This window comes from Mesorhizobium sp. P2_H9, assembly GCF_056403215.1.
In genome coordinates this window covers 92,686-110,858 of record NZ_JBFUFX010000014.1, presented here as the reverse complement: position 1 = coordinate 110,858, position 18,173 = coordinate 92,686, and the positions used below count along the sequence as shown (strand labels likewise).

General features: G+C 60.3%; 15 protein-coding genes. 7 read left to right on the top strand and 8 right to left on the bottom strand.

Translation table 11 applies throughout. The annotated features are described in order from the left end of the window. Positions 1-222: 222 nt before the first annotated feature. Both AC1DXN_RS24930 and AC1DXN_RS24925 read right to left on the bottom strand, forming a co-directional pair. Positions 223-867 carry a Crp/Fnr family transcriptional regulator gene (locus AC1DXN_RS24930; protein WP_477269918.1) on the bottom strand — a complete coding sequence of 215 codons (645 nt, stop codon included), beginning with the start codon at positions 865-867 and terminating at the stop codon, positions 223-225. A gap of 254 nt (positions 868-1,121) precedes the next feature. Continuing rightward, positions 1,122-1,403 (bottom strand): hypothetical protein, encoded by a 282-nt coding sequence (locus AC1DXN_RS24925; protein ID WP_477247516.1) that lies wholly within the window; start codon positions 1,401-1,403, stop codon positions 1,122-1,124. 279 nt (positions 1,404-1,682) lie between these two features. Here AC1DXN_RS24925 and AC1DXN_RS24920 point away from each other — a divergent pair, with 279 nt between their 5' ends. Further along, on the top strand, positions 1,683-2,567 hold the full coding sequence (locus AC1DXN_RS24920; protein WP_477269916.1) for an FkbM family methyltransferase: 885 nt from the start codon (positions 1,683-1,685) through the stop codon (positions 2,565-2,567). A gap of 64 nt (positions 2,568-2,631) precedes the next feature. Here AC1DXN_RS24920 and AC1DXN_RS24915 read toward each other — a convergent pair whose 3' ends face one another. After that, a complete protein-coding gene (locus tag AC1DXN_RS24915) occupies positions 2,632-4,932 on the bottom strand; it encodes an AGE family epimerase/isomerase (protein WP_477270009.1) in 2,301 nt (766 codons plus the stop codon). A gap of 13 nt (positions 4,933-4,945) precedes the next feature. Next, on the bottom strand, positions 4,946-6,460 hold the full coding sequence (locus tag AC1DXN_RS24910; protein ID WP_477269914.1) for a phosphomannomutase/phosphoglucomutase: 1,515 nt from the start codon (positions 6,458-6,460) through the stop codon (positions 4,946-4,948). A gap of 224 nt (positions 6,461-6,684) precedes the next feature. Between AC1DXN_RS24910 and AC1DXN_RS24905 the strand changes: the two genes are divergently transcribed. The 3 genes from AC1DXN_RS24905 (at position 6,685) to AC1DXN_RS24895 (ending at position 10,007) form a co-directional block, all read left to right on the top strand. After that, positions 6,685-7,020 carry a hypothetical protein gene (locus AC1DXN_RS24905; RefSeq protein WP_477269912.1) on the top strand — a complete coding sequence of 112 codons (336 nt, stop codon included), beginning with the start codon at positions 6,685-6,687 and terminating at the stop codon, positions 7,018-7,020. Between the two features lie 174 nt (positions 7,021-7,194). Beyond that, positions 7,195-9,033 carry a GumC family protein gene (locus AC1DXN_RS24900; protein WP_477269910.1) on the top strand — a complete coding sequence of 613 codons (1,839 nt, stop codon included), beginning with the start codon at positions 7,195-7,197 and terminating at the stop codon, positions 9,031-9,033. 386 nt (positions 9,034-9,419) lie between these two features. After that, entirely contained in the window at positions 9,420-10,007 is a 588-nt protein-coding gene (locus tag AC1DXN_RS24895) for a sugar transferase (RefSeq protein WP_477269908.1), read from the top strand. Positions 10,008-10,124: 117 nt separating this feature from the next. Here the strand turns inward: AC1DXN_RS24895 and AC1DXN_RS24890 are convergent, their stop codons facing one another. The 3 genes from AC1DXN_RS24890 to AC1DXN_RS24880 form a co-directional block, all read right to left on the bottom strand. Further along, positions 10,125-10,367, bottom strand: a complete 243-nt coding sequence (locus tag AC1DXN_RS24890; protein ID WP_477269906.1) for a hypothetical protein — start codon at positions 10,365-10,367, stop codon at positions 10,125-10,127. Between the two features lie 230 nt (positions 10,368-10,597). Then, entirely contained in the window at positions 10,598-11,857 is a 1,260-nt protein-coding gene (locus AC1DXN_RS24885; protein ID WP_477270007.1) for a polysaccharide biosynthesis/export family protein, read from the bottom strand. Positions 11,858-11,918: 61 nt separating this feature from the next. Then, complete coding sequence (locus AC1DXN_RS24880) at positions 11,919-12,791, bottom strand: glycosyltransferase family 2 protein (protein ID WP_477269904.1); 873 nt, start codon at positions 12,789-12,791, stop codon at positions 11,919-11,921. Positions 12,792-13,036: 245 nt separating this feature from the next. On the opposite strand from AC1DXN_RS24880, the gene AC1DXN_RS24875 reads away from it, so the two are divergent. Then, the gene (locus tag AC1DXN_RS24875; RefSeq protein WP_477269902.1) at positions 13,037-14,269 is read left to right on the top strand and encodes a glycosyltransferase; all 1,233 of its coding nucleotides are present in this window, start codon (positions 13,037-13,039) and stop codon (positions 14,267-14,269) included. Here the strand turns inward: AC1DXN_RS24875 and AC1DXN_RS24870 are convergent. After that, positions 14,262-15,392, bottom strand: a complete 1,131-nt coding sequence (locus tag AC1DXN_RS24870; RefSeq protein ID WP_477269900.1) for a glycosyltransferase family 4 protein — start codon at positions 15,390-15,392, stop codon at positions 14,262-14,264. The two genes, AC1DXN_RS24875 and AC1DXN_RS24870, sit on opposite strands and share 8 nt — an antisense overlap. 196 nt (positions 15,393-15,588) lie before the next feature. Between AC1DXN_RS24870 and AC1DXN_RS24865 the strand changes: the two genes are divergently transcribed. After that, entirely contained in the window at positions 15,589-16,863 is a 1,275-nt protein-coding gene (locus tag AC1DXN_RS24865; RefSeq protein ID WP_477269898.1) for a glycosyltransferase family 4 protein, read from the top strand. A 39-nt stretch (positions 16,864-16,902) separates the two neighbouring features. Further along, entirely contained in the window at positions 16,903-18,078 is a 1,176-nt protein-coding gene (locus AC1DXN_RS24860; RefSeq protein ID WP_477269896.1) for a glycosyltransferase, read from the top strand. Positions 18,079-18,173: the final 95 nt, after the last annotated feature.

Genomic DNA, 18,173 nt, shown 5'->3' with positions numbered 1-18,173 from the left:
TAGCGTGATTTGCGATCGAAATTCTAGAGCCGGCTGTGGAAGGCGCGAAAAATCGCTTTTTGCGGCTCGCCCGCACATTGGCAGAGCATGGGGGCAGGTCTCAAGCATCAATGTTGTTAGCCGGTACCTGGCGATGCGAGAGAGTGCCTAAAAATGGCCGCTATTCTCAAAGCACACGGTTTCCTCTACTGGAGAAACGTCGGGTGCCGAGGCCGATATGCCTCAATTTTCGATATATTCGTGCTCGAATCCAGCAAACTTCGTCAGGCCCGGTTGATCGAGCACGCGAACATGGCCTTGGCGGAATTCGAGCAACTTGCGCTCGCGCAGTTCCCGCAGCATTCGATTGACATGGATCGGAGTGAGGCCGAGAGCGTCCGCGAGATCGTACTGGGTGAGAGGGCATTCATAGCTGTTGCGGGTGACACAGCCGATTCGTTCCAGACGCGCCCTCAGTTCGAGGAACAGATGCGCCGTCCGCGCCAAAGCGCTGCGTCGTCCCACATTGGTGAGATGTTGAGCGATAACCGCTCCGTGATACACGAGGGTGTCGAGAATAAGGGAGAAGAGGTGGGGCGACTTCATGGCAGCAAGGGTAAATGTCTTGGTCGAAGCCACCAGCACCAAAAGGTCGGTTTGAGCCACAAACGTTTCAAGAGCGCTGCCTGGGTATGACTGAGGCAGGACGATATCGCCTCTCAGGGCAAAATCCAGAATTTGCCGCTGCCCGCCCGCGAGCTCATGAGAAATGCAACCCCAGCCCGACTCGACAATGAATACGCGATCGCTGGCCTCGCCCTGACTGACGATGACCGTCTCCGCTGGATATCGCTTCGGCGTGAACCCCAGTGCCTTGATAAGTGCCATATCGTCGTCGTTGAGTCCGACGTACGATGGACGATTTTCACTTCCGCGCAAAGGGGGATGTGAAGCATACGTCATTTACAACCCCGCCCCAAATTCCTTTCCCCTCCGATGGAATGTACATCAGATTTGATGCGATGAGTATACGGTCAATGGTAACTTTCGAGTGCATTGTGTCGTGACCGCCACTTTTCGTTGAAGTTTACAAGTTCGGCTTGCTTGCCGAAGCCGCGATTCGAAATCGCTCCGGGCGCTGGTCAGGTTTTGTTTCTCTTGAAATTTTCCCGCATGGACTCGACTATTTCGCTGGCAACGGCACAGCTGCGGTTGTCCACTTGATCGGCGGCATTGCGTAGCGTCGTTGACGCGTCCTTGAGCAATCCTCTGATCTCTGCTGCTGACAACAGCTGGGATGCCTCGAGTTCCAGCAGCACGGATTCACTCACGTGCAGCGCAGCAAGCGCAACCGCTCTCGGCCTGGTAGCAAGCAGTTTCAGGAGATCACCGCTGGGTCTGGCACGCGATTTTTTTTTTGCCATAGTTGCGTCTCAACCGTTCGGACAAGAAGGTTCACAGGCTCAAAATTACAACGCCTCGACGAGTTGGCCGCAGCTCTGGGATGGGGAGGTCGTTCGCCGCTTTCTTTCAGGCATATCCTACGAGCATACTATCCCGGTTTGCAGCCGCGACACAGAGGCAAGGGCTACCGAATTCGCCGTAGCTGCTACTCCCTTGGGCATCATTGTGCCGGCGCGGGATTGCTGTCGCGCTGACCCTGACTGCCTACTCCCTTAGGGTATGTGGAGATTGTCCGAAGCTTGGGCGACACTCTGGCCATGAACCAAAAGTTCCATGCAAAGCTCCATCACATAGATGGGCTCGCCCGCGCCATCGGCTGGAGGAAATCGATCTCAGTGCTGCTGCGCCGCGCATTGGGAATAGGTGCGGCTATGAAAGTTCGCTGCAATAATCATGAATTGTTGATCAGACCTACCGACAGCGACTTGTTTGTCGCCTCCCAGGTTTTTGGGCATTGCGAATATGAAATCGGTAAGGTAGGCCACGCCGCGCTTAACCGCCTCGCGAAAAAATGGAGAAAAACGGGGCTAGTACCCGTGATTGTGGATGCGGGCGCCAACGTTGGCTACTCGTCGATCTTCCTTGGAGACCGATATCCCGATGCCATCGTGATGGCCATCGAACCGGACCGTCAAGCGTTTGAAATGCTAACATCAAACTGCGCCGGTTTAGAGCGGATCATGCCGGTCTACGGTGCGCTCTGGAGCCATGACGGTGAGGTTGCGCTTGTCAACAGCGAGAGTTCTTCGTGGGCCAGATCAGTATCAGACGGCCAAGGTGTTCCGTCGATCACCCTACGGAGCCTTCTTGCCAAATTGCCCAGGACAAGATTGCTGATGCTTAAGATGGATATTGAAGGCGCGGAACTGGAGGCAACTCGCGACTGCGGCAAGGTTCTCGAGGAGGTGCCGTGCATTGTCGTCGAACCGCACGACTTCATGTTTCCTGGCCGAGGCTGCCTGACGTTCGTGTACTCGTTGTTCAACGGAAGGAGCATGGATAGCCTCGTGAGCGGCGAGAACCTGATATTCATATCTTCGGCACTTCTAGCTCAGCAGCCCGACGGCAGCAGTCAGGACCCGAGGCGGTCACTGCCAGCGCGCGCAGCCAAGGCTGCATCCTAGCCGCCATTTGGCGCGCTTGTCCGACCGAGCGGCGATGCGGCCTGCTTCTTGATATCGCGCCTGGTCAGCCGTAACCCTGCTTCGGAATGGTCTTGCCAATATCCAAAGCCGACAGCGGGAAAGGTTCGACCTGTCCTCCAGTCTTGTCCAGATACTGCATCAACGCCGTCACCAGGTGGTAGAAGATGCTCGCGGGGACCTCCGTCGCCAATGACCTTCCGCGCTCGTCAATCCTGTCGACCCACAAGCCAAGCGGTGCCGGATCGATATGCCATCGGAAGAGGCGGGCGACACGAGCTTCGATCTCGGGTTTCAGATCCGGTCCACCAATGCCGTCCAGGGCGACTGCCGCCTTGACGGCCTCGCATTGCGGCCAGCTGCGGGAGAGCCGGTCGAGAGGCAATCCTTGCCGCGACACGGCCGCATATGCCAGACCGGTGGCCCGGTTCAATCCGCTGGCGACCGCCGACGAATAGAGCTTCCTTGCGTAAGCTACCAAGTCCTTTTGCCCGCTCGCCCGCGCGAAATCGACGAGGAGCGAGGCCCATTCGAAATGGTGCCCCGGTTCGGTCCACTGTCCCTTGTCACCCGGCAATGGCAGCCAATCGACGTCAAAATGTTCCCCAAGCGTCCAGCTTTCCTGGTCGAAGAAATGGCACCGGAAGAGATCGATGACGCGTGCCGCTCGACGCAGATATGCACGGTCGCCGGTGACGCTATGCCAGGCAAGGAAGGATTCCAGCATATGCATGTGCGGGTTCGAGAACCGCACCCCCTTCCAGCCCGGGGTCTCGAGGAAACCGTTCAGGCTGTCGTCTTCAAGATGGACGTCGATGAATTGGAATGTCTCTTGTGCAAGCCGCAGGGCTTCTTGATGGCCACATCGGTGAGCATGGGCAAGTGCCAGGAGCACGCAGGAATGGTCGTAAGCGTCCTCCGCCCGGTCAGCCACGCTGCCGTTTGCATTCAGCGTGCGCACCCAGCCGCCGCGGTCGGTCCGGCCGTATTTTGCGATGAAGTCGATGCCGTGGTCGATCAGCTTGTCGGCAGGTCCGTCCCAGCCGCGTTCCTTGGCCACCGCGAAAGCGTAGATCTGGCGAGCCATCGTCCGCATGCGCTTGGGTTTGCCTAACGGCCTTGCATCGAAACCGAGCGCCTCGTGGAAGCCACCGTACACATCGTCGACACCTGCAGTGGACCACAGCGGTAGGGTCTCCTCGAAGAGCCAGTGCTCGACGCGCTTGCGCCATGACCCGCTGATGATGACCCGGTCTTCCGACGCCGTGAACTTCGTCTCGAGGCGTCCGCTCTTCTCCAACTGTTCGACGACTTTCTTCACGTTCTGGCTGTGGCTGACGGGAGCGACGAACACCGCGTCCGGTGTCGCCACCACCGCCACGTCCTTCATTCCGATAACGGTCAGCAGCCTGCCCTGGCTTCTGAGGTAGGAGCTGCCGCAATCCATGGCGATGACGTCGCCCATTACGACATTGCCGTTGCGGTCCGTCGGGCTGGCTTCGAGCAGTGATTGCCACGATCCGAGGTCGTTCCAGCGGAAGGAAGCCGTAACCATCGCGATACCGCGTGCATGCTCCATGACTGCGTAGTCGATCGATGTTGAAGGGACAGCCGAGTAAAAGCCCTGGGGCAGGTAAATACCCGAGACGTCGACCCGTGCGGTCTTGTAGGCCCGTTCCGCGCTTTCCCAGATGTCGGGTCGGAGGTCGAGGAATGCTTGCCGCATCGTGTCGGCGCGAAACAGGAAGATGCCGGCATTCCAGTAGAATCGTCCCGAAGACACATATTGGCCGGCTGTCTCGGCATCTGGCTTTTCGACAAAACGCGAAACGGCGGCAACTCCACCACCATTCGCCGAAACCTCGATGTAACCGTACCCGGTCTCGGGATGTGTCGGCTTGATGCCGAACACGACAATGCTTCCTGAATCGGCGGCAGGCCTGCCAGCCTCGACGGTTTCCCAGAATTGCGTTTCGGTCGATATCTCATGGTCGGAGGGGACCACCAGCACGAGCGCGTCGCCACCATGCTCGGAGATCGTCTGCAAGGTGGCTATGGCGACCGCGGCGGCGGTATTGCGGCCGACGGGCTCGAAAATCGGTTTGCCGCCGTGCAGGCCGAGCGGACCGATGTCCGCGATAACGCGGTCGGCGTGTCGTTCGGAAGCGATCAGGTAGATCGGCGTTTCGCCTTCCTGCCGCGCCTTGAGGCGTCGGACAGTCTTCGCGAGCATGGAGCCGTCGCCCGAAAGGTCATGGAACTGCTTGGGATTGTCTTCGCGCGAGAGCGGCCACAGCCGTGAGCCGACGCCCCCACTCATGACAAAACTTACGATCCGGCCCGGCATGGTCCAGTTCCTCTCAGAATGTCTGATTGTAGACTCCGACCTCTGGATTGTGGCGCAGCACGGCATCGAGAGCCTCGAACATCTCGCGACGTCGCTCCGACGAGACAGGGCTTTCCACCACGACGACAATTTCCGGTTTGTTCGACGAGGCCCTCACCAGACCCCACGTGCCGTCCTGGGCAACGACACGCACTCCATTCACTGTGACGAGATTGGCCAGCGGCTGGCCGGCGAATTCGATCCCATCCCCCTTCATCTTCGTGAATTCCCCGACAACTTTCGCGACCACCCCGTATTTCACCTCGTCGGGGCAGTGGGGCGACATCGTTGGGGTGCCGAAGGTCAGCGGCAGATCGCGGTAAAGGTCCGCGAGGGTCTTGCCCGGGTTGCGGTCGAGCATCTCGCAGACGGCGATCGCGGTGAGCAGCCCGTCGTCGTAGCCGCGTCCGATCGGCGGGTTGAAGAAGAAATGACCCGACTTCTCGAAACCAGCTATGGCATTGAGTTCGGCGACGCGCCTCTTGATGTAGGAATGCCCGGTCTTCCAGTAATCCGTCCTTGCACCGTTTTGCGCGAGAACGGGATCCGTCATGAAAAGTCCCGTCGACTTGACGTCCACCACGAAGACGGATTTCGGATGCAGCCCGGAAATGTCTCGCGCCAGCATGACGCCGACCTTGTCTGCGAAAATCTCGTTACCCTCGTTGTCGACTACGCCGCAGCGGTCGCCGTCGCCGTCGAAGCCGAGCCCGACATCGGCGCCCGTTTCCAGAACCTTGTCCCGGATCGCGTGCAGCATCTGCATGTCTTCGGGATTGGGGTTGTAGTGCGGAAAGGTGTGGTCGAGCTCTACGTCCAGCGGGATCACTTCGCAGCCGATGCGTTCAAGCACCTGCGGCGCAAAAGCGCCCGCGGTGCCGTTGCCGCAGGCAGCCACCACCCTCAGCTTTCGGCCGACGTTCTTTCCGGCTGTCAGGTCCTCGATGTATCTCTCGCGAAATCCTGGCACGAGTTCATAGCTTCCCCCGCCTATGAGATCGAAATCGCCGTCCAGCACCAGCGCTTTCAAGGCTGTCATCTCCTCCGGGCCGAATGTCAGGGGCCTTTGCGCGCCCATCTTCACTCCGGTCCAGCCGTTCTCGTTGTGGGAGGCCGTCACCATGGCTACCGACGGAACGTCGAGTGCGAACTGGGCGAAGTAGGCTGTGGGAGAAAGTGCCAAACCGATGTCCTTGACGCGCGCGCCGGCGGCCATCAGGCCGGAGACCAGCGCCATCTTGATGGCCATGGAATAACTGCGGAAGTCGTGGCCAGTGACGATGTCAGGGCCGACACCCATCCGGCGGATCAAGGTGCCGAGCCCCATGCCGATCGCCTGCACGCCCATCAGGTTGAGTTCGGGTTCTTTCTCCGAGCCTGGATGCCCGAACCACCAGCGCGCGTCGTATTCCCGGAAGCCAGTGGCTTTGATGAGAGCACTGGTTTCGAAGGTGAATGTGTTTGGCGTGGCTTGGCCGACTATGTTCATGGTCGCGGTTTTCCGCTCTGCAATTGCGGGAACAGTCGTAGCACGCTGCCGGACGCAGGCCCCTTCATGAATTCGAGTAGCCCCAATGCACTGGGTCGCGCCCCCTCATCCAATAGGAGCATGCCCGCCGATGGCCGAAAGGATGTCTCGTCCAGGCATGGGGGGCTTGTATTCTGGGAAGGGTGCGCCCCGGTCGGGCGCTGGCGACAAGGGTGGGCTGCAAGATGCCGCTGACCGCATTCAGGTTCTCGTTTCGCGAGGATGTCGACGAAAGGCGGTTCGGTCGCCTGGCTCGGCTTCTCGCGGTCATTCAGCTGGAAATCGAGAGGGAATCCGCGGAACTCCGTCCGTCCGTGGAAAGGATGACGGACTGCGCGGCCTTCTCTTCGGAGGCGCTGGAAAATGGCGAGGGGCCCGAACGCATGTCCGCGCGGATCGATACGCTCGCGCGGAACCTGGCGCTCAACCACGAACGGCAGGTCTCGCTGGAACAGCAGATGTCATTTGTCGACAGGACGAGAGCAGGGCTGCTGCGCATTGTTCCTTCCCATGGGGCGTAGGGCCCATACGCCGATTGGCGGCGTTTACCTTCCGCGGCGCAGGCGTAGTCTTTCGCGGCAGTCTGGGATCGCGGGGCCTCAGCTTTCAATGAAAACATCGGCCGAATGCCATGATCGCCTGCATGGGGACAGCGTGTGCGCTGGATCTCCCCGCATGCCTGCAGGGGACGTTGAATGAACCGCATGTTTCCCAATCAATGGCCCTCGACAACGGACCAGCAGGCTTCCGCCGACCAGGAGTTCATCGGCCTTTCCGACGTAACCGAATTTCTGCGGCGCTATCTCGGAACCATTATCGCCTGCCTTGCCGCGGCGCTCCTGGTGGCCGGCTTCTACAATTTGACCACCGACCCTACCTTCACCGCCAGCGCGCAGATCCTGATCGAGCCGAAATTGCCGCAACACCTGCAGGAGGGCGGCGAAGTAAATCTGTCATTGGATACCGCCCAAGTGGAAAGCCAGATCGCAGTGATGCAGTCGGAAAAGATCGCTGCGATGGTCATCGACCAGTTGAAGCTCGTCGATGACCCCGAGTTCAACCGTCCGCAGGCTCCGACTTTTCGGGAGAGATTCAGAAGGATGGGAGCAGTCCTGCGTGACGCTTTCGGGCTTCGGAAAAGCAGCTGGTTCGACTCGCTTTGGGAGCATGTCGGCCTAGGCGTGCCTGAAACGCCTGCGACGCTGACTGATTACCAAAAGTCTCGGCGCAGCATGTTTATTTTCCGCAACGGCCTCGACATCCGCAGGGTCGGCGTTTCCTACGCGATAGACATATCCTTCACCTCTTTTGATCCTGAGGGTGCAGCCAGGATTGCGAACGCCACGGCCGATGCCTTCGTGCGTGAGCAGATCGAAACCAAGACCGACTCCGCAAAGGAAGGCGGCGCGTGGCTCGAGATGCGCCTTCAGCAGCTCCGTACCCAGATGAACGAGGCCATGGCGAAGGCGCAGGAGTTCCGGTCGCGGCACGACTATAGCGTCGGCGATGAAGCCAATGGGGAAGGTGGGGCGAACGCTGTGCCGACTCTCGAAGAACTTGAGGTGACTGCTGAAACCTATCAGAAGATGTACGAGAGCTTCCTGCAGGCCTACACCAACTCGGTGAGCCAGCAGTCCTACCCCGTTGCCGACGCAAGGGTGATCACGGCTGCGACGGCGCCGCTCTTTCCGAGCGCTCCAAGGCCGAAACTAATACTGGCCTTCGCGGCTGCTGCCGGGTTCATTCTCGGCATCGGACTTTCGTTTGCAAGGCATACGTCCGACTGGACCATAAGGTCGCCACGACAGATCCGGGACAATCTGGGTATCGAATGCATTGGAGAACTACCACCCGCCAGCTGGAGAGGAGAATCCGGCCATGTCGACGAAGTGGTGAGATATCCGCACTCCGAATACAGCCACAGCCTCAGGAAAGCGCGAATCGAAATCAGCCTTGCGCAAACCAGCCGCCCGATCAAGTTTCTTGGGTTGACTGCTGTATCCAACGACAGTTCGAAGAGCTCCGTCGCCACCAATCTTGCCACGCTTTACTCGATGTCCGGGATGAAGACGTTGGTGATTGACACCGACGTCCGGCGACCGACCATGACCACGCGGCTGCTCGGTCCATCGGGCGCCTTCAAACCCTTCCAGGATCCTGTCCGGCTCAACATTGTCCGCGCTCCGGGGCGGCCGTTCGACATGCTTCCAAGTACGGTAGTGGGCGCCAAGCATCTATTGGCACCAGGCAATATGGAGGCGTTCCTCTCGGAGCTTACCGATTGCGACCTTGCCGCCCACGAACTTGCCGCCTACGACATCGTCATCGTCGACCTGCCGACACTTGCCTCAGGCGCCGACGAACTGATTGTCGGATCGGTCCTGGATGGCATCGTAATCGTTGCCGAGTGGGGCAAGACACATGTCGAAACGCTGCGGGGGCTTGTCAGGACGCTGCAGGCCAGCAGGACGCCGGTACTTGGCGTACTCCTGACCAGGGCCCGTGCGATGACGTCCAAGCACCGCAAAGCATGAAACAGGTAGCGAGATATTCCTCCTTCGGAAGTCGCAAAAGCGTGTAGGGGGATCATTCCTTGGGATTAGGGGGATAGCCCCGGAGCGTCACGCTACCTCCTTTGCCATTCTTGCCGACAAGCCCCGACCTTGGAACAGTGTCGAGAACAATTCGAAACAGCAAAACAGCATTCGAAACAATGTCAACGAACGCCTTCGAGTCGCACCAGGGAACCCCGATCTGGATTCAGCCACCTCTGCCCGTGGCGGCTGAAGGCCGAACGGCAGTCCTGCACGTTGTTCCCGCGGCCGACCACAACAGTGCCGGGGCAGTGTTGACGGAGATGTCGCCTGGCATCAGGGCAGGAACGACGAACCCACCTCTGGGAGGTCTCCTGAAGCGGATCATGGATCTGGTCATAGCGTCCACGGCACTTGTCATGGCTGCGCCTGTGATGATCGTCGTTGCCCTGCTGATCAGGATGACGGCAGGAGGCCCGGCAGTGTTCTCGCATAGCCGCGTCGGATTCGGCGGAAAGCCCTTCAATTGCTACAAGTTCCGCTCGATGGTTGCCAATTCAGAAGAAGTTCTGAAAGCATATCTCGAAGCCAATCCTGATCTCAGTATGGAGTGGGAGGAGACCCACAAGATCAGGAACGACCCCCGGGTCACGCTCCTTGGGTGGATGCTGCGTAAGTCGAGCCTCGACGAACTCCCCCAGCTCTTCAACATCATCCGCGGCGACATGAGTTGCGTGGGCCCAAGGCCCATCGTGAAGGACGAACTCAACCGCTATGGCGACCACCTGGGGGAATACCTTCGGACAAGGCCGGGACTAACCGGGCTTTGGCAGGTGAGTGGAAGAAGCAGCATGGACTATGCCAGCCGCGTGGCGCTGGACAGCCAGTATGTGCGGAATTGGTCGGTCTGGCTCGACGTCGTGATCTTGTTCAGGACTATTTTCGCAGTGATGCGCTTCGACAGGGCTTCCTGAAGTCCCGAAGGATTAGAGCCTGTTCCATCCCGCTGGAATCGGGATGGGGCTCTATCTTCTTGTTCGAGCATGATCTTTTCCGAAAACCGATTCCCACTTTTTCGGGATCATGCTGCTCTAGGTTTCGTCCCGCTTCCGGCGGACGGACAGGGACAGGCCGATGACGTAGGCGCAAGCCAATACGAATACCAGGATCAACAATTTGGTGGCGGTCACATGGCCCGGCAAGCCAAGGCCATTCCAGGTAAAGCTTCCGACGAGAAGCACAGCAGTCGCCGCTATCAGGGCGGGAACCTTGAACCGCAATCCCATCAGCACGCCTGCTGCCGATACGGCAATTATGCTCATGAGCACCGACATCTCCAGTGGCGCCCGCAGGACTGATGGCTCACTGCGGCAGGGAGGTTCCGTCAGGGGTCCAAGGGGCCTAGTGTGTGTGCTCACTGATATGCGGCCTCAAAGTGCAAGGCAAGTGCTGCCAGGGGTATTGCACAGATGGTCCGCTTGGCGGCTTCCAGCAGCCGCGGTTCCAGTACCCATACCAATGGAACGCAGCGATCTGCCGCCCTTGCTGGACCATGCAAGCTTGATCAATTGGTACCCTGAACCGGAATCGTCGCCGCCTGAATGCCGCCGCTTACAGGTAGGGCAGCCAGGCCCGACTGCGGCGGCGGGATCTCGATCTTCACGGTATCTCCTGGCTCGATCGGCGTCGTTTCCTCAGCCGTGAGTTCTTCCGAGCCGCTGTCCGTCGTCCTCACGATCTTGAAGATCGGCTTGGCCCTTTGGGAGCGCTCCCTGAGGGCAAGAAGTGCAGGGGCGGTGACCTCGGTGTCGTGGAGCAACTGCACCGCAGTGTCGGCTTTGCTGGTAACCTCATTGAGCTGCAGCTGCGTCTCGCGCAAGGCCCCGGCGACTTCACTGGCCTGGTTGTTGCCGAGGTTGAGGATCTCGATGTCGGTCCTGCTAATCTCCTGCCTGACTCGCAAAAGCGAGGTCTCGGCAGCCAGCCTGTCGCTCTGCATCTGTGCGACCGTCCCCTCCAAAGCGAGTTCCCGTGGCGCAACAGCCAGACCTTTCTGGACAAGGGTCGAAACACCCGCGAGTTCCTTCTGGATGAGTTCGATTTGCTTGTCGTGGAAGGTCAGTTGCTCCTCGAGCGAAGCTAGTTCCTTTTCCAGGAAATCCCTGAGTTCGTGGAGAGCACGGAGTTGCGTCGTCATCGCGTCCTTTCGGACGGCGAAGATCTTACGCTCCTGCTCCATCGCCTGCGCGACCGTTTCGTTGGAGGCCCTGTCTTTCAGGTCCGCAGGGAAAGCGACGTCGTCGCTGCCAGCCAGTTCGGATTCCAACCGCGCTTTGCGCGCGAGCAGACCGACGTTGCTCAGCGCCAACAAGCCCACGTCGCCCTGGCCCGAGATGACTTCACGCTCAAGCCTCGACATGTCTTCCTCGTGTGTCCGCAGGCCGCCGGCGATGCCCAACGCCTGCAGCACCGTCAGGCCGGGCCTGTAGGGAAACTCGCCGGGCTGCGTAACGTAGCCAACTATGTAGAACGGCCTGTACTGGACGACCTCGACGGCGACATCCGGCTGGCGGCCTAGGCCCATGTGCTGCATCAGGCGGTCGCCGATCGCGCGAGCGAGGTCGCCGGGGGCGGTGCCCTGCGCACGTATCTGGCCGACAAATGGAAGGAAGAGCGTGCCGTCGGCGCCGACAACGAAACTGTCGTTGAGCGCCGTCCATTCGAAGATCACATCGCGTGACGCGCGCCATTCGTAAACCTTGAGCCTGACCTTGTCCTGAGGTCCGAGCAGATACTCGGCCGCCGCCGCCGGCAAGGAGCACATAGTCGCCGCCGCCAATGAAGCCGCCACCGTCACAAACCATTTCCGCATTGTCTTCACCGCGTCAGATTTTCAGGATGTATTCGGGTTCGATCCGCCCTTTGGCGACATGCAGGATCGCGAGCATGTTGCCCCTGAGCCTGCCTCTTCGGTCGACATACGGCTCCGACCACAGGCTCTTCGCGAGGTTGGCCGCAATATTCCTGAACATCAGGGGCAGCGCGAAGGAGGCCGGAACGGAGCCCTTCCTGATCAGGTAGATCGGGTTGGCAACCTGGGAGTAACCGAGCCGCGTTCCGCTGGTGCGCGCCGACTTGATGCCGAGATGGACGCCCGTGATCGAGGTCACGCAGACCACGCGGCCTCTGGACCTCAGTTGGCTGGTAAAGTCGATGTCTTCCTGCCAGCCGTAGAGGACGAGGCGCTCGTCGAAACGCAAATCGCCCACAAGCGAGGAACGGACGGACATGTTGCAACCGTAAGCCCCGACATGATCGACCACCAACGGTCCATGATGCGTTTTGTCGTTGGCCTCCCGCAGGGCGGCTTCGGCATCTTGCCAGGTGAGGCCTGCATTCGTTGCCCCGTCCCTGACGACCCTGCCCATCACCACAGCCCATCCGTCATTCCCCGCGAAAGCCTGCTCGACCTGCTCCAGGTATTCGGAGGACGGAACGAAATCGTCGTCGAAGAACGTAATGATGTCGAAGCGCCCCAGGGACGGGACCAGGGCCTTGTTGCGTTGGGCAGCCAGTCCTTTCGGTCCGAAAACGAGTGACACGGGAAAAGGACTGCGTTCCGGCAGTTCAACATGTGTGGCGTCGGGGGCCGACAATATGACCTCGTCGGGAAGCCTCGTTTGGCCACCCAAATGCCGGAGCAAGCGGGCGACTTGTCCGCTGCGGCCAAGCGTCGGGATGATCACTGCAAGTCTCATGCTCGATCCAGCTTTGGTTTCCGCCGAAACTAGACCGACAAGGGGGCCGAAACAGCCTGCATAAAAGGAGACGGAATGAGCTTGCCTACCTCCTGACACCGGCTTTTGGAGTATTCCCATCGCACGATACACAGCCGGAAGTACTAGGCCGGCGCGTGTGCGGAGCAGCCTGTAGCCGATCGGACAACTTGCCGGGACCATGACGTGGAATGGAGACTGCCGGGTCTGCTGGTGCGAGGGGACCCATGCTCCACGAACGTTCTTCCGATCTGACGGTCGCGACCAAGGTCGATGTGCCCATCGAGGAGTTGCCGGCCGTGCCGGAGCTTCGCGTCGACCGATACGCGAAGATAGCGGTCGTTCACGACTGGTGCCCGAATTTCCGGGGCGGTGAACGGGTTCTGGCGCAAATCTGCAAGCAGTTCCCCAATGCCGAAGTCTTCACGCTTTTCGATTTCCTGCCGGCCGAGGTGAAGGAGCAATACTTCCGCGATGTGGAATTCCATACGTCCGCTGCCAACCGGATTCCGATGGTGCAGAAATTCTATCGGTCGCTCTTCTTCTTCTGCCCTTTCCTGATCGAGCAGTTCGACGTGACAGGCTACGATGCGGTGATCTCGTCTTCGGCCGCATTTTCGCGTGGCGTGATCACCAGGCCGGACCAACCGCATCTTTGCTATGTGCACAGCCCGGTCCGCTACGCCTGGGACGAGCAGTTTTCCTATCTGCAGCAGGGTCACCTTGGCTTTGGCCCCAAGGGAATGCTCTACCGGTATATGCTCCATCGTCTGAGGACGTGGGACACGCGAACCGCGCACGGTCCGGACATGATGCTGGCGAACTCGAATTATGTCCGCTCCCGTATCCAGCACATTTACGGGCGCGAGGCGCGCGTCGTTTTCCCGCCGGTTGCCCTCGCAGAACTGCCCTGTGTCGAGGACAAGCATGACTACTATGTCTCGGCATCTTTCCTCGCGCCCTACAAGCGCACCGACCTCGTCATCCGGGCCTTCAACGAGATGCCGTCGCGGCGGCTGGTCATCGTTGGCGAAGGGCAGCAATCAGCCGCCCTGCGGGCGCTTGCCGGCCCGAACATTACCTTCTCGGGCTATCTGCCCCGGCAAGACTATGTGAACACCCTGGCACGCGCAAAGGCGATGGTCTTTGCGGGCTGTGAGGATTTTGGTATAGCGCTGGCCGAGGCGCAGGCTTGCGGAACACCGCTGATCGCCTTCGGCCGTGGCGGGGCGGTCGACATTGTGCGGCGCCTTGGGTCATCGCCCGAGCCGACAGGGGTGTTGTTCAAGGCTCAAACCGTCGATCACCTCAAGGAGGCAGTCGAGCGGTTCGAAGAGAACAGCCATGTCATCGCGCCCCGCTCCTGCGCCAGGAATGCAGAACGTTTTTCCGAAGACAACTTCGACCGCGCCATCCTGGAATCGCTCGGGGCGGTCCAGGCACTGCACGAGATCACGTGAACTGGCGAGCCCTGACGACCTTCGTTTCCGTGTCGACGCCGTCTGCGGCCGCCATCGCCTTGAGATAGCGCAAGGCCGTCGCTCTCCAGCTGTATGCCGAGGCTCTCGCCCGTCCCTTGCCTATCATCTGGAGCCGCAGGGCTTCAGAATTGCGCAACTGCATGAAACGGTCGAACCATGCCTCCGGGTCGTCCGGAGGAGCAAACAGCGCTGCGTTCCCGCAAACTTCAGGCAGGCTAGCTCGGTCGGAAACCACCACCGGGCAGCCGACCGCCATTGCCTCGAGGGCGGGGAGGCCGAAACCCTCCGTGAGCGAGGGGAAAGCCAAGCATAGCGAGTCCTCGAGGAGGGCAGCCAACTCGCCATCGGAAATGCGGCCGAGCCACTGGATGTTTTGGGCTTTTGTGCTGGTTGGTCCTGACTTGAAAACGCGCGAATCCGACATGCCGACAATGGCGATCCTGAGCCCGGCTTCGGCAAGGCGGTCAGCCATGTCCAGGACAAGCCCCACATTCTTGTGGGGTGCGGCACTGCCGATCATGACGATGGTTTCCCGCGAGGCCGCCATTCGTGTCCTGACCGAGTGTTCAGGCGTCCATCGCGTGGCGTGCTCATGGCCGTTCGGGGCTACGAAAGCCCGTTGCGCGGGGATGACGCCGCGGTGGACCAGTTCGCCAAGCGAGTAATCCGAAACCGTCGAAACACGCCACGCCGTCTTGCCGAGGCATGGCAGCAACGCTCTGTAGAAGCTCCTGAAGGCACGCGAATAGCTTTGCGGCGCATTCCAGACGTTTGCATCATGGATGCAGACGATATGCTTTCGGGAAAGCAGCGGTCCCGTGTTGCAGAGGCTGAGCAGTCCGCCTCCGTCGAGCGACAACGGGAGTTGCGTCTGCTCCCAGATATGGCCGCTCGTGCGGCCGATCTCGCGGCGCTCGATGATGGCCAGAGGGATCTTATCGGAGCCGGGGGGACAATGCAGTCCGACTTCCAGGCCACGGGCGAGGGGGGCCTGTTCCGCTATCAAGGCGTCGAGCGCGCGGACGACCTCGCGCGCATAGCGCTGGACGCCTGTTGTCGGCTGGGAAAGAAAACGCCCATTGATTGTCCAGCGCCGTGCCATGGCGGCCCCCCTTTGTGGCCGTCAGTGTGGGGCTGCGAAGACGCCTGGTCACCATGGCCATCGGGTCATCCGGTTAACCGGGAATCATCCGGATAGGCGAGGTCGGACTGTGTGCCTACCTCAAACGTCTGAGGACCTTAGTGTCGCACGGGATGCTAGTCTCGCCAGGGCGCCGAAAGGACTGGGGGAGGTGGACATGGGCAAGCTCGAGTTCGGCACGGCGGCGGCGGCGCCAAGACCTGCCGGGCGGTTGAATGGCCACCGCGCCGAGAAACCACTGGCGAGATCGCCTGCCGACGCTGCCCAATCCGCGATCGGGCATCCCGCCTGGGCGTGGTCGGACCGGGATGCGCCAAGACGACGCTGGACGATAAACGGAGACTTCACGACGCTTCGGCCGACCGGCGTTGCCCGCTACGCCCGCGAGGTGACCATGGCCCTCGACGCCCTCCTTTCGGAAGGGCATCCGCTCGGTCGCGACCTGGAGATCGATCTCGTGGTGCCGCGCCCGCTTTCGGAACCTTTCCGCCTCGATGCCATCCCCGTCCGGGTCGTTCCTGAATTCAGCAGGCCACGACTGCCGCAATTCTGGGTGCAGGCGCAGTTACCCTGGCACGTGCCGGGAGGATTGCTGAGCTTCTGCAACCTCGCTCCCGTCGTGCTGCGGCGCCAGATCGCATGCATCCACGATATGCACACCAGGCTGATGCCGTCGAGCTACGGGCTCGGTTTCCGCTGGGCGCATCGCCTGATCCTGCCGGCGCTCGGCAGGCGGGCTGCCCGCATCACCACCGTCTCGCAACTCTCGCGCGACCATCTGATAGATTTTGGCATCGCGCCGGACGAAAACATCGTCGTCACCTACAACGGCAGCGACCATGCGAAGAGGTGGGATGCGGCGAGATCGTCGCTGGCCGTCGACCGCGGCAGGCCGTACGTCCTCTGCCTTGGAAGGCGGGATCAGGAATACAAGAACATGGAGCTTCTCGCCAAGCTGGCCCCGCTTCTCGATGAGATGGGTCTCGATCTCTGGATGCCAGGCGATGTCGATGAGACCACGGTCCTGCGCTATGTCCCGGAAATGCCCGGCAACATCGTCCTGCTTGGCCGCATAGGGGACGACGACTTCAAGAAGGCGCTCGAAGGCGCCCTGTGCTTCCTGTTTCCGTCACGCATCGAGGGTTTCGGGCTACCCGCCGTCGAAGCGATGGCATCTGGTTGCCCGGTGGTGGCCTCGACCTCGCCATGCCTTCCTGAAATCTGCGGAGATTCGGCTCTCTATGCCGATCCCGACGACGTCCAATCGTGGGCCGAGGCTGTCCGCCTGCTGATGCTCGCCCAAGACTTGCGGCAGCGGTTGATCACCAAGGGGCACGCGAGGGCGAGCAGTTATTCCTGGCGGTGGATCGCCTGGAAATACCTCGAACTCATGGTTCAGGTCGACGCCGATTTCGGCGAGTTCCGCGATTGACTGGTTGCCAGCCTGCGGATTGATCTCCAGGAGCGCACGGTGAACGAACAGACCGACCCGCACGACCTACTCGCCACGAGCCGACGGGCATCCGCCAACATGCTTCTTCTCGACAACTCTCTGTCGATCCTAAACAGGACCGGCGCCTACCACATTGCCAAGGATCTCACCCGGGAACTTGTCCCTGACCGGGCCAAGGTCCGTTACTGGCGGCTGGGTTCCTTCGCACCCGAAGGTCTTGCCCGCAAGATAGTCGCCAGGCTGATGATGCTGGAAATCAACTGGCTCCGGGACAGCGAAATCTTCCTGATCGGTGACAAAGTCGATGAGCGCGGCTTCCGGCTCTTCCTGGATCCGCTTTACGTCCTGAGGTCACGCCTGGCAGAGAATGATATCGTCCTGTGCCATGATGTCGGTCCGCTGACGCATAGCGACCTCTACTGCGAACGGACTTGCGCCAACTACCACCTTGCTTACGAGAAAATCCGGCGCATCAAGCCTGGGGTCGTCTTCGTCAGCAATTTTTCTGCGAAGCAATTCAACTCTCTTTTTGGTTCCGGTTTCCGGTTCCTGGCAACAATCCCACTGTATTTGCGCACCGAACTGTTTGATGGCCCGGCCGAAACTGTCCCCGGCTTGAGCGGTCGGTATTTTCTTACCGTGGGGGCGTTCGAAACCCGCAAGAACCAGATCGCCGCCCTGAGGGCGTATAGGGACGGCGGATTCCAGCGTGAAGGCATAGAATACGTGTTGTGTGGGTCGCGTGGCGACGCACATGAAGAAATCGCGGAACTTGCTTCAACCATCGCCGGCGTAAGGCTCATGGGCTACGTGCCCGATGCACAGTTGCGCGGGCTCTATACAAACGCAGAGGCATTCGTGCTGCCAAGCCTTCTCGAGGGTTTCGGGATGCCGGCTCTGGAGGCCGCTTACATGGGTTTGCTGCCGATAGTGTCCGCGGACAGTGCGCTTGTAGAGGCGGTGGGAGGCCAATGCTTGGAGGTGCGGCCGAACCATCCCGCCGCGATCGCTGATGCGATGCGGAAGGCGCTTTCGCGAAGCTCTGCGGAGAAAGCCCGGACCAGCGGGTTGCTGCGCACCACGGCGGCGGCAGCAACCAAGGATCGGTTCCTGCAGCAATGGAAGGATCTCCTGGGCATGCACGCGGCTGGAAATACGCTACGCGATCTGCAAGCGGGACATCGAATACCCTAGGCCGAATGTTGTATCTGCCCAACCAATTTGCCGAAATGCGCAACTGGCCCGCCGCTCTATACTCGGCAGCACCGGTGCTGATGCCGTGTTGCGAC

What these genes read in the sequence shown, in the direction of transcription:
- AC1DXN_RS24875 (WP_477269902.1), top strand. Translation starts at nt 13,037, where the DNA reads ATGCTCCACGAACGTTCTTCCGATCTGACGGTCGCGACCAAGGTCGAT.
- AC1DXN_RS24865 (WP_477269898.1), top strand. Translation starts at nt 15,589, where the DNA reads ATGGGCAAGCTCGAGTTCGGCACGGCGGCGGCGGCGCCAAGACCTGCC.
- AC1DXN_RS24930 (WP_477269918.1), bottom strand. Translation starts at nt 867, where the DNA reads ATGGCACTTATCAAGGCACTGGGGTTCACGCCGAAGCGATATCCAGCG.
- AC1DXN_RS24925 (WP_477247516.1), bottom strand. Translation starts at nt 1,403, where the DNA reads ATGGCAAAAAAAAAATCGCGTGCCAGACCCAGCGGTGATCTCCTGAAA.
- AC1DXN_RS24870 (WP_477269900.1), bottom strand. Translation starts at nt 15,392, where the DNA reads ATGGCACGGCGCTGGACAATCAATGGGCGTTTTCTTTCCCAGCCGACA.
- AC1DXN_RS24895 (WP_477269908.1), top strand. Translation starts at nt 9,420, where the DNA reads ATGGATCTGGTCATAGCGTCCACGGCACTTGTCATGGCTGCGCCTGTG.
- AC1DXN_RS24905 (WP_477269912.1), top strand. Translation starts at nt 6,685, where the DNA reads ATGCCGCTGACCGCATTCAGGTTCTCGTTTCGCGAGGATGTCGACGAA.
- AC1DXN_RS24880 (WP_477269904.1), bottom strand. Translation starts at nt 12,791, where the DNA reads ATGAGACTTGCAGTGATCATCCCGACGCTTGGCCGCAGCGGACAAGTC.
- AC1DXN_RS24910 (WP_477269914.1), bottom strand. Translation starts at nt 6,460, where the DNA reads ATGAACATAGTCGGCCAAGCCACGCCAAACACATTCACCTTCGAAACC.
- AC1DXN_RS24885 (WP_477270007.1), bottom strand. Translation starts at nt 11,857, where the DNA reads ATGTGCTCCTTGCCGGCGGCGGCGGCCGAGTATCTGCTCGGACCTCAG.
- AC1DXN_RS24915 (WP_477270009.1), bottom strand. Translation starts at nt 4,932, where the DNA reads ATGCCGGGCCGGATCGTAAGTTTTGTCATGAGTGGGGGCGTCGGCTCA.
- AC1DXN_RS24900 (WP_477269910.1), top strand. Translation starts at nt 7,195, where the DNA reads ATGAACCGCATGTTTCCCAATCAATGGCCCTCGACAACGGACCAGCAG.
- AC1DXN_RS24890 (WP_477269906.1), bottom strand. Translation starts at nt 10,367, where the DNA reads ATGTCGGTGCTCATGAGCATAATTGCCGTATCGGCAGCAGGCGTGCTG.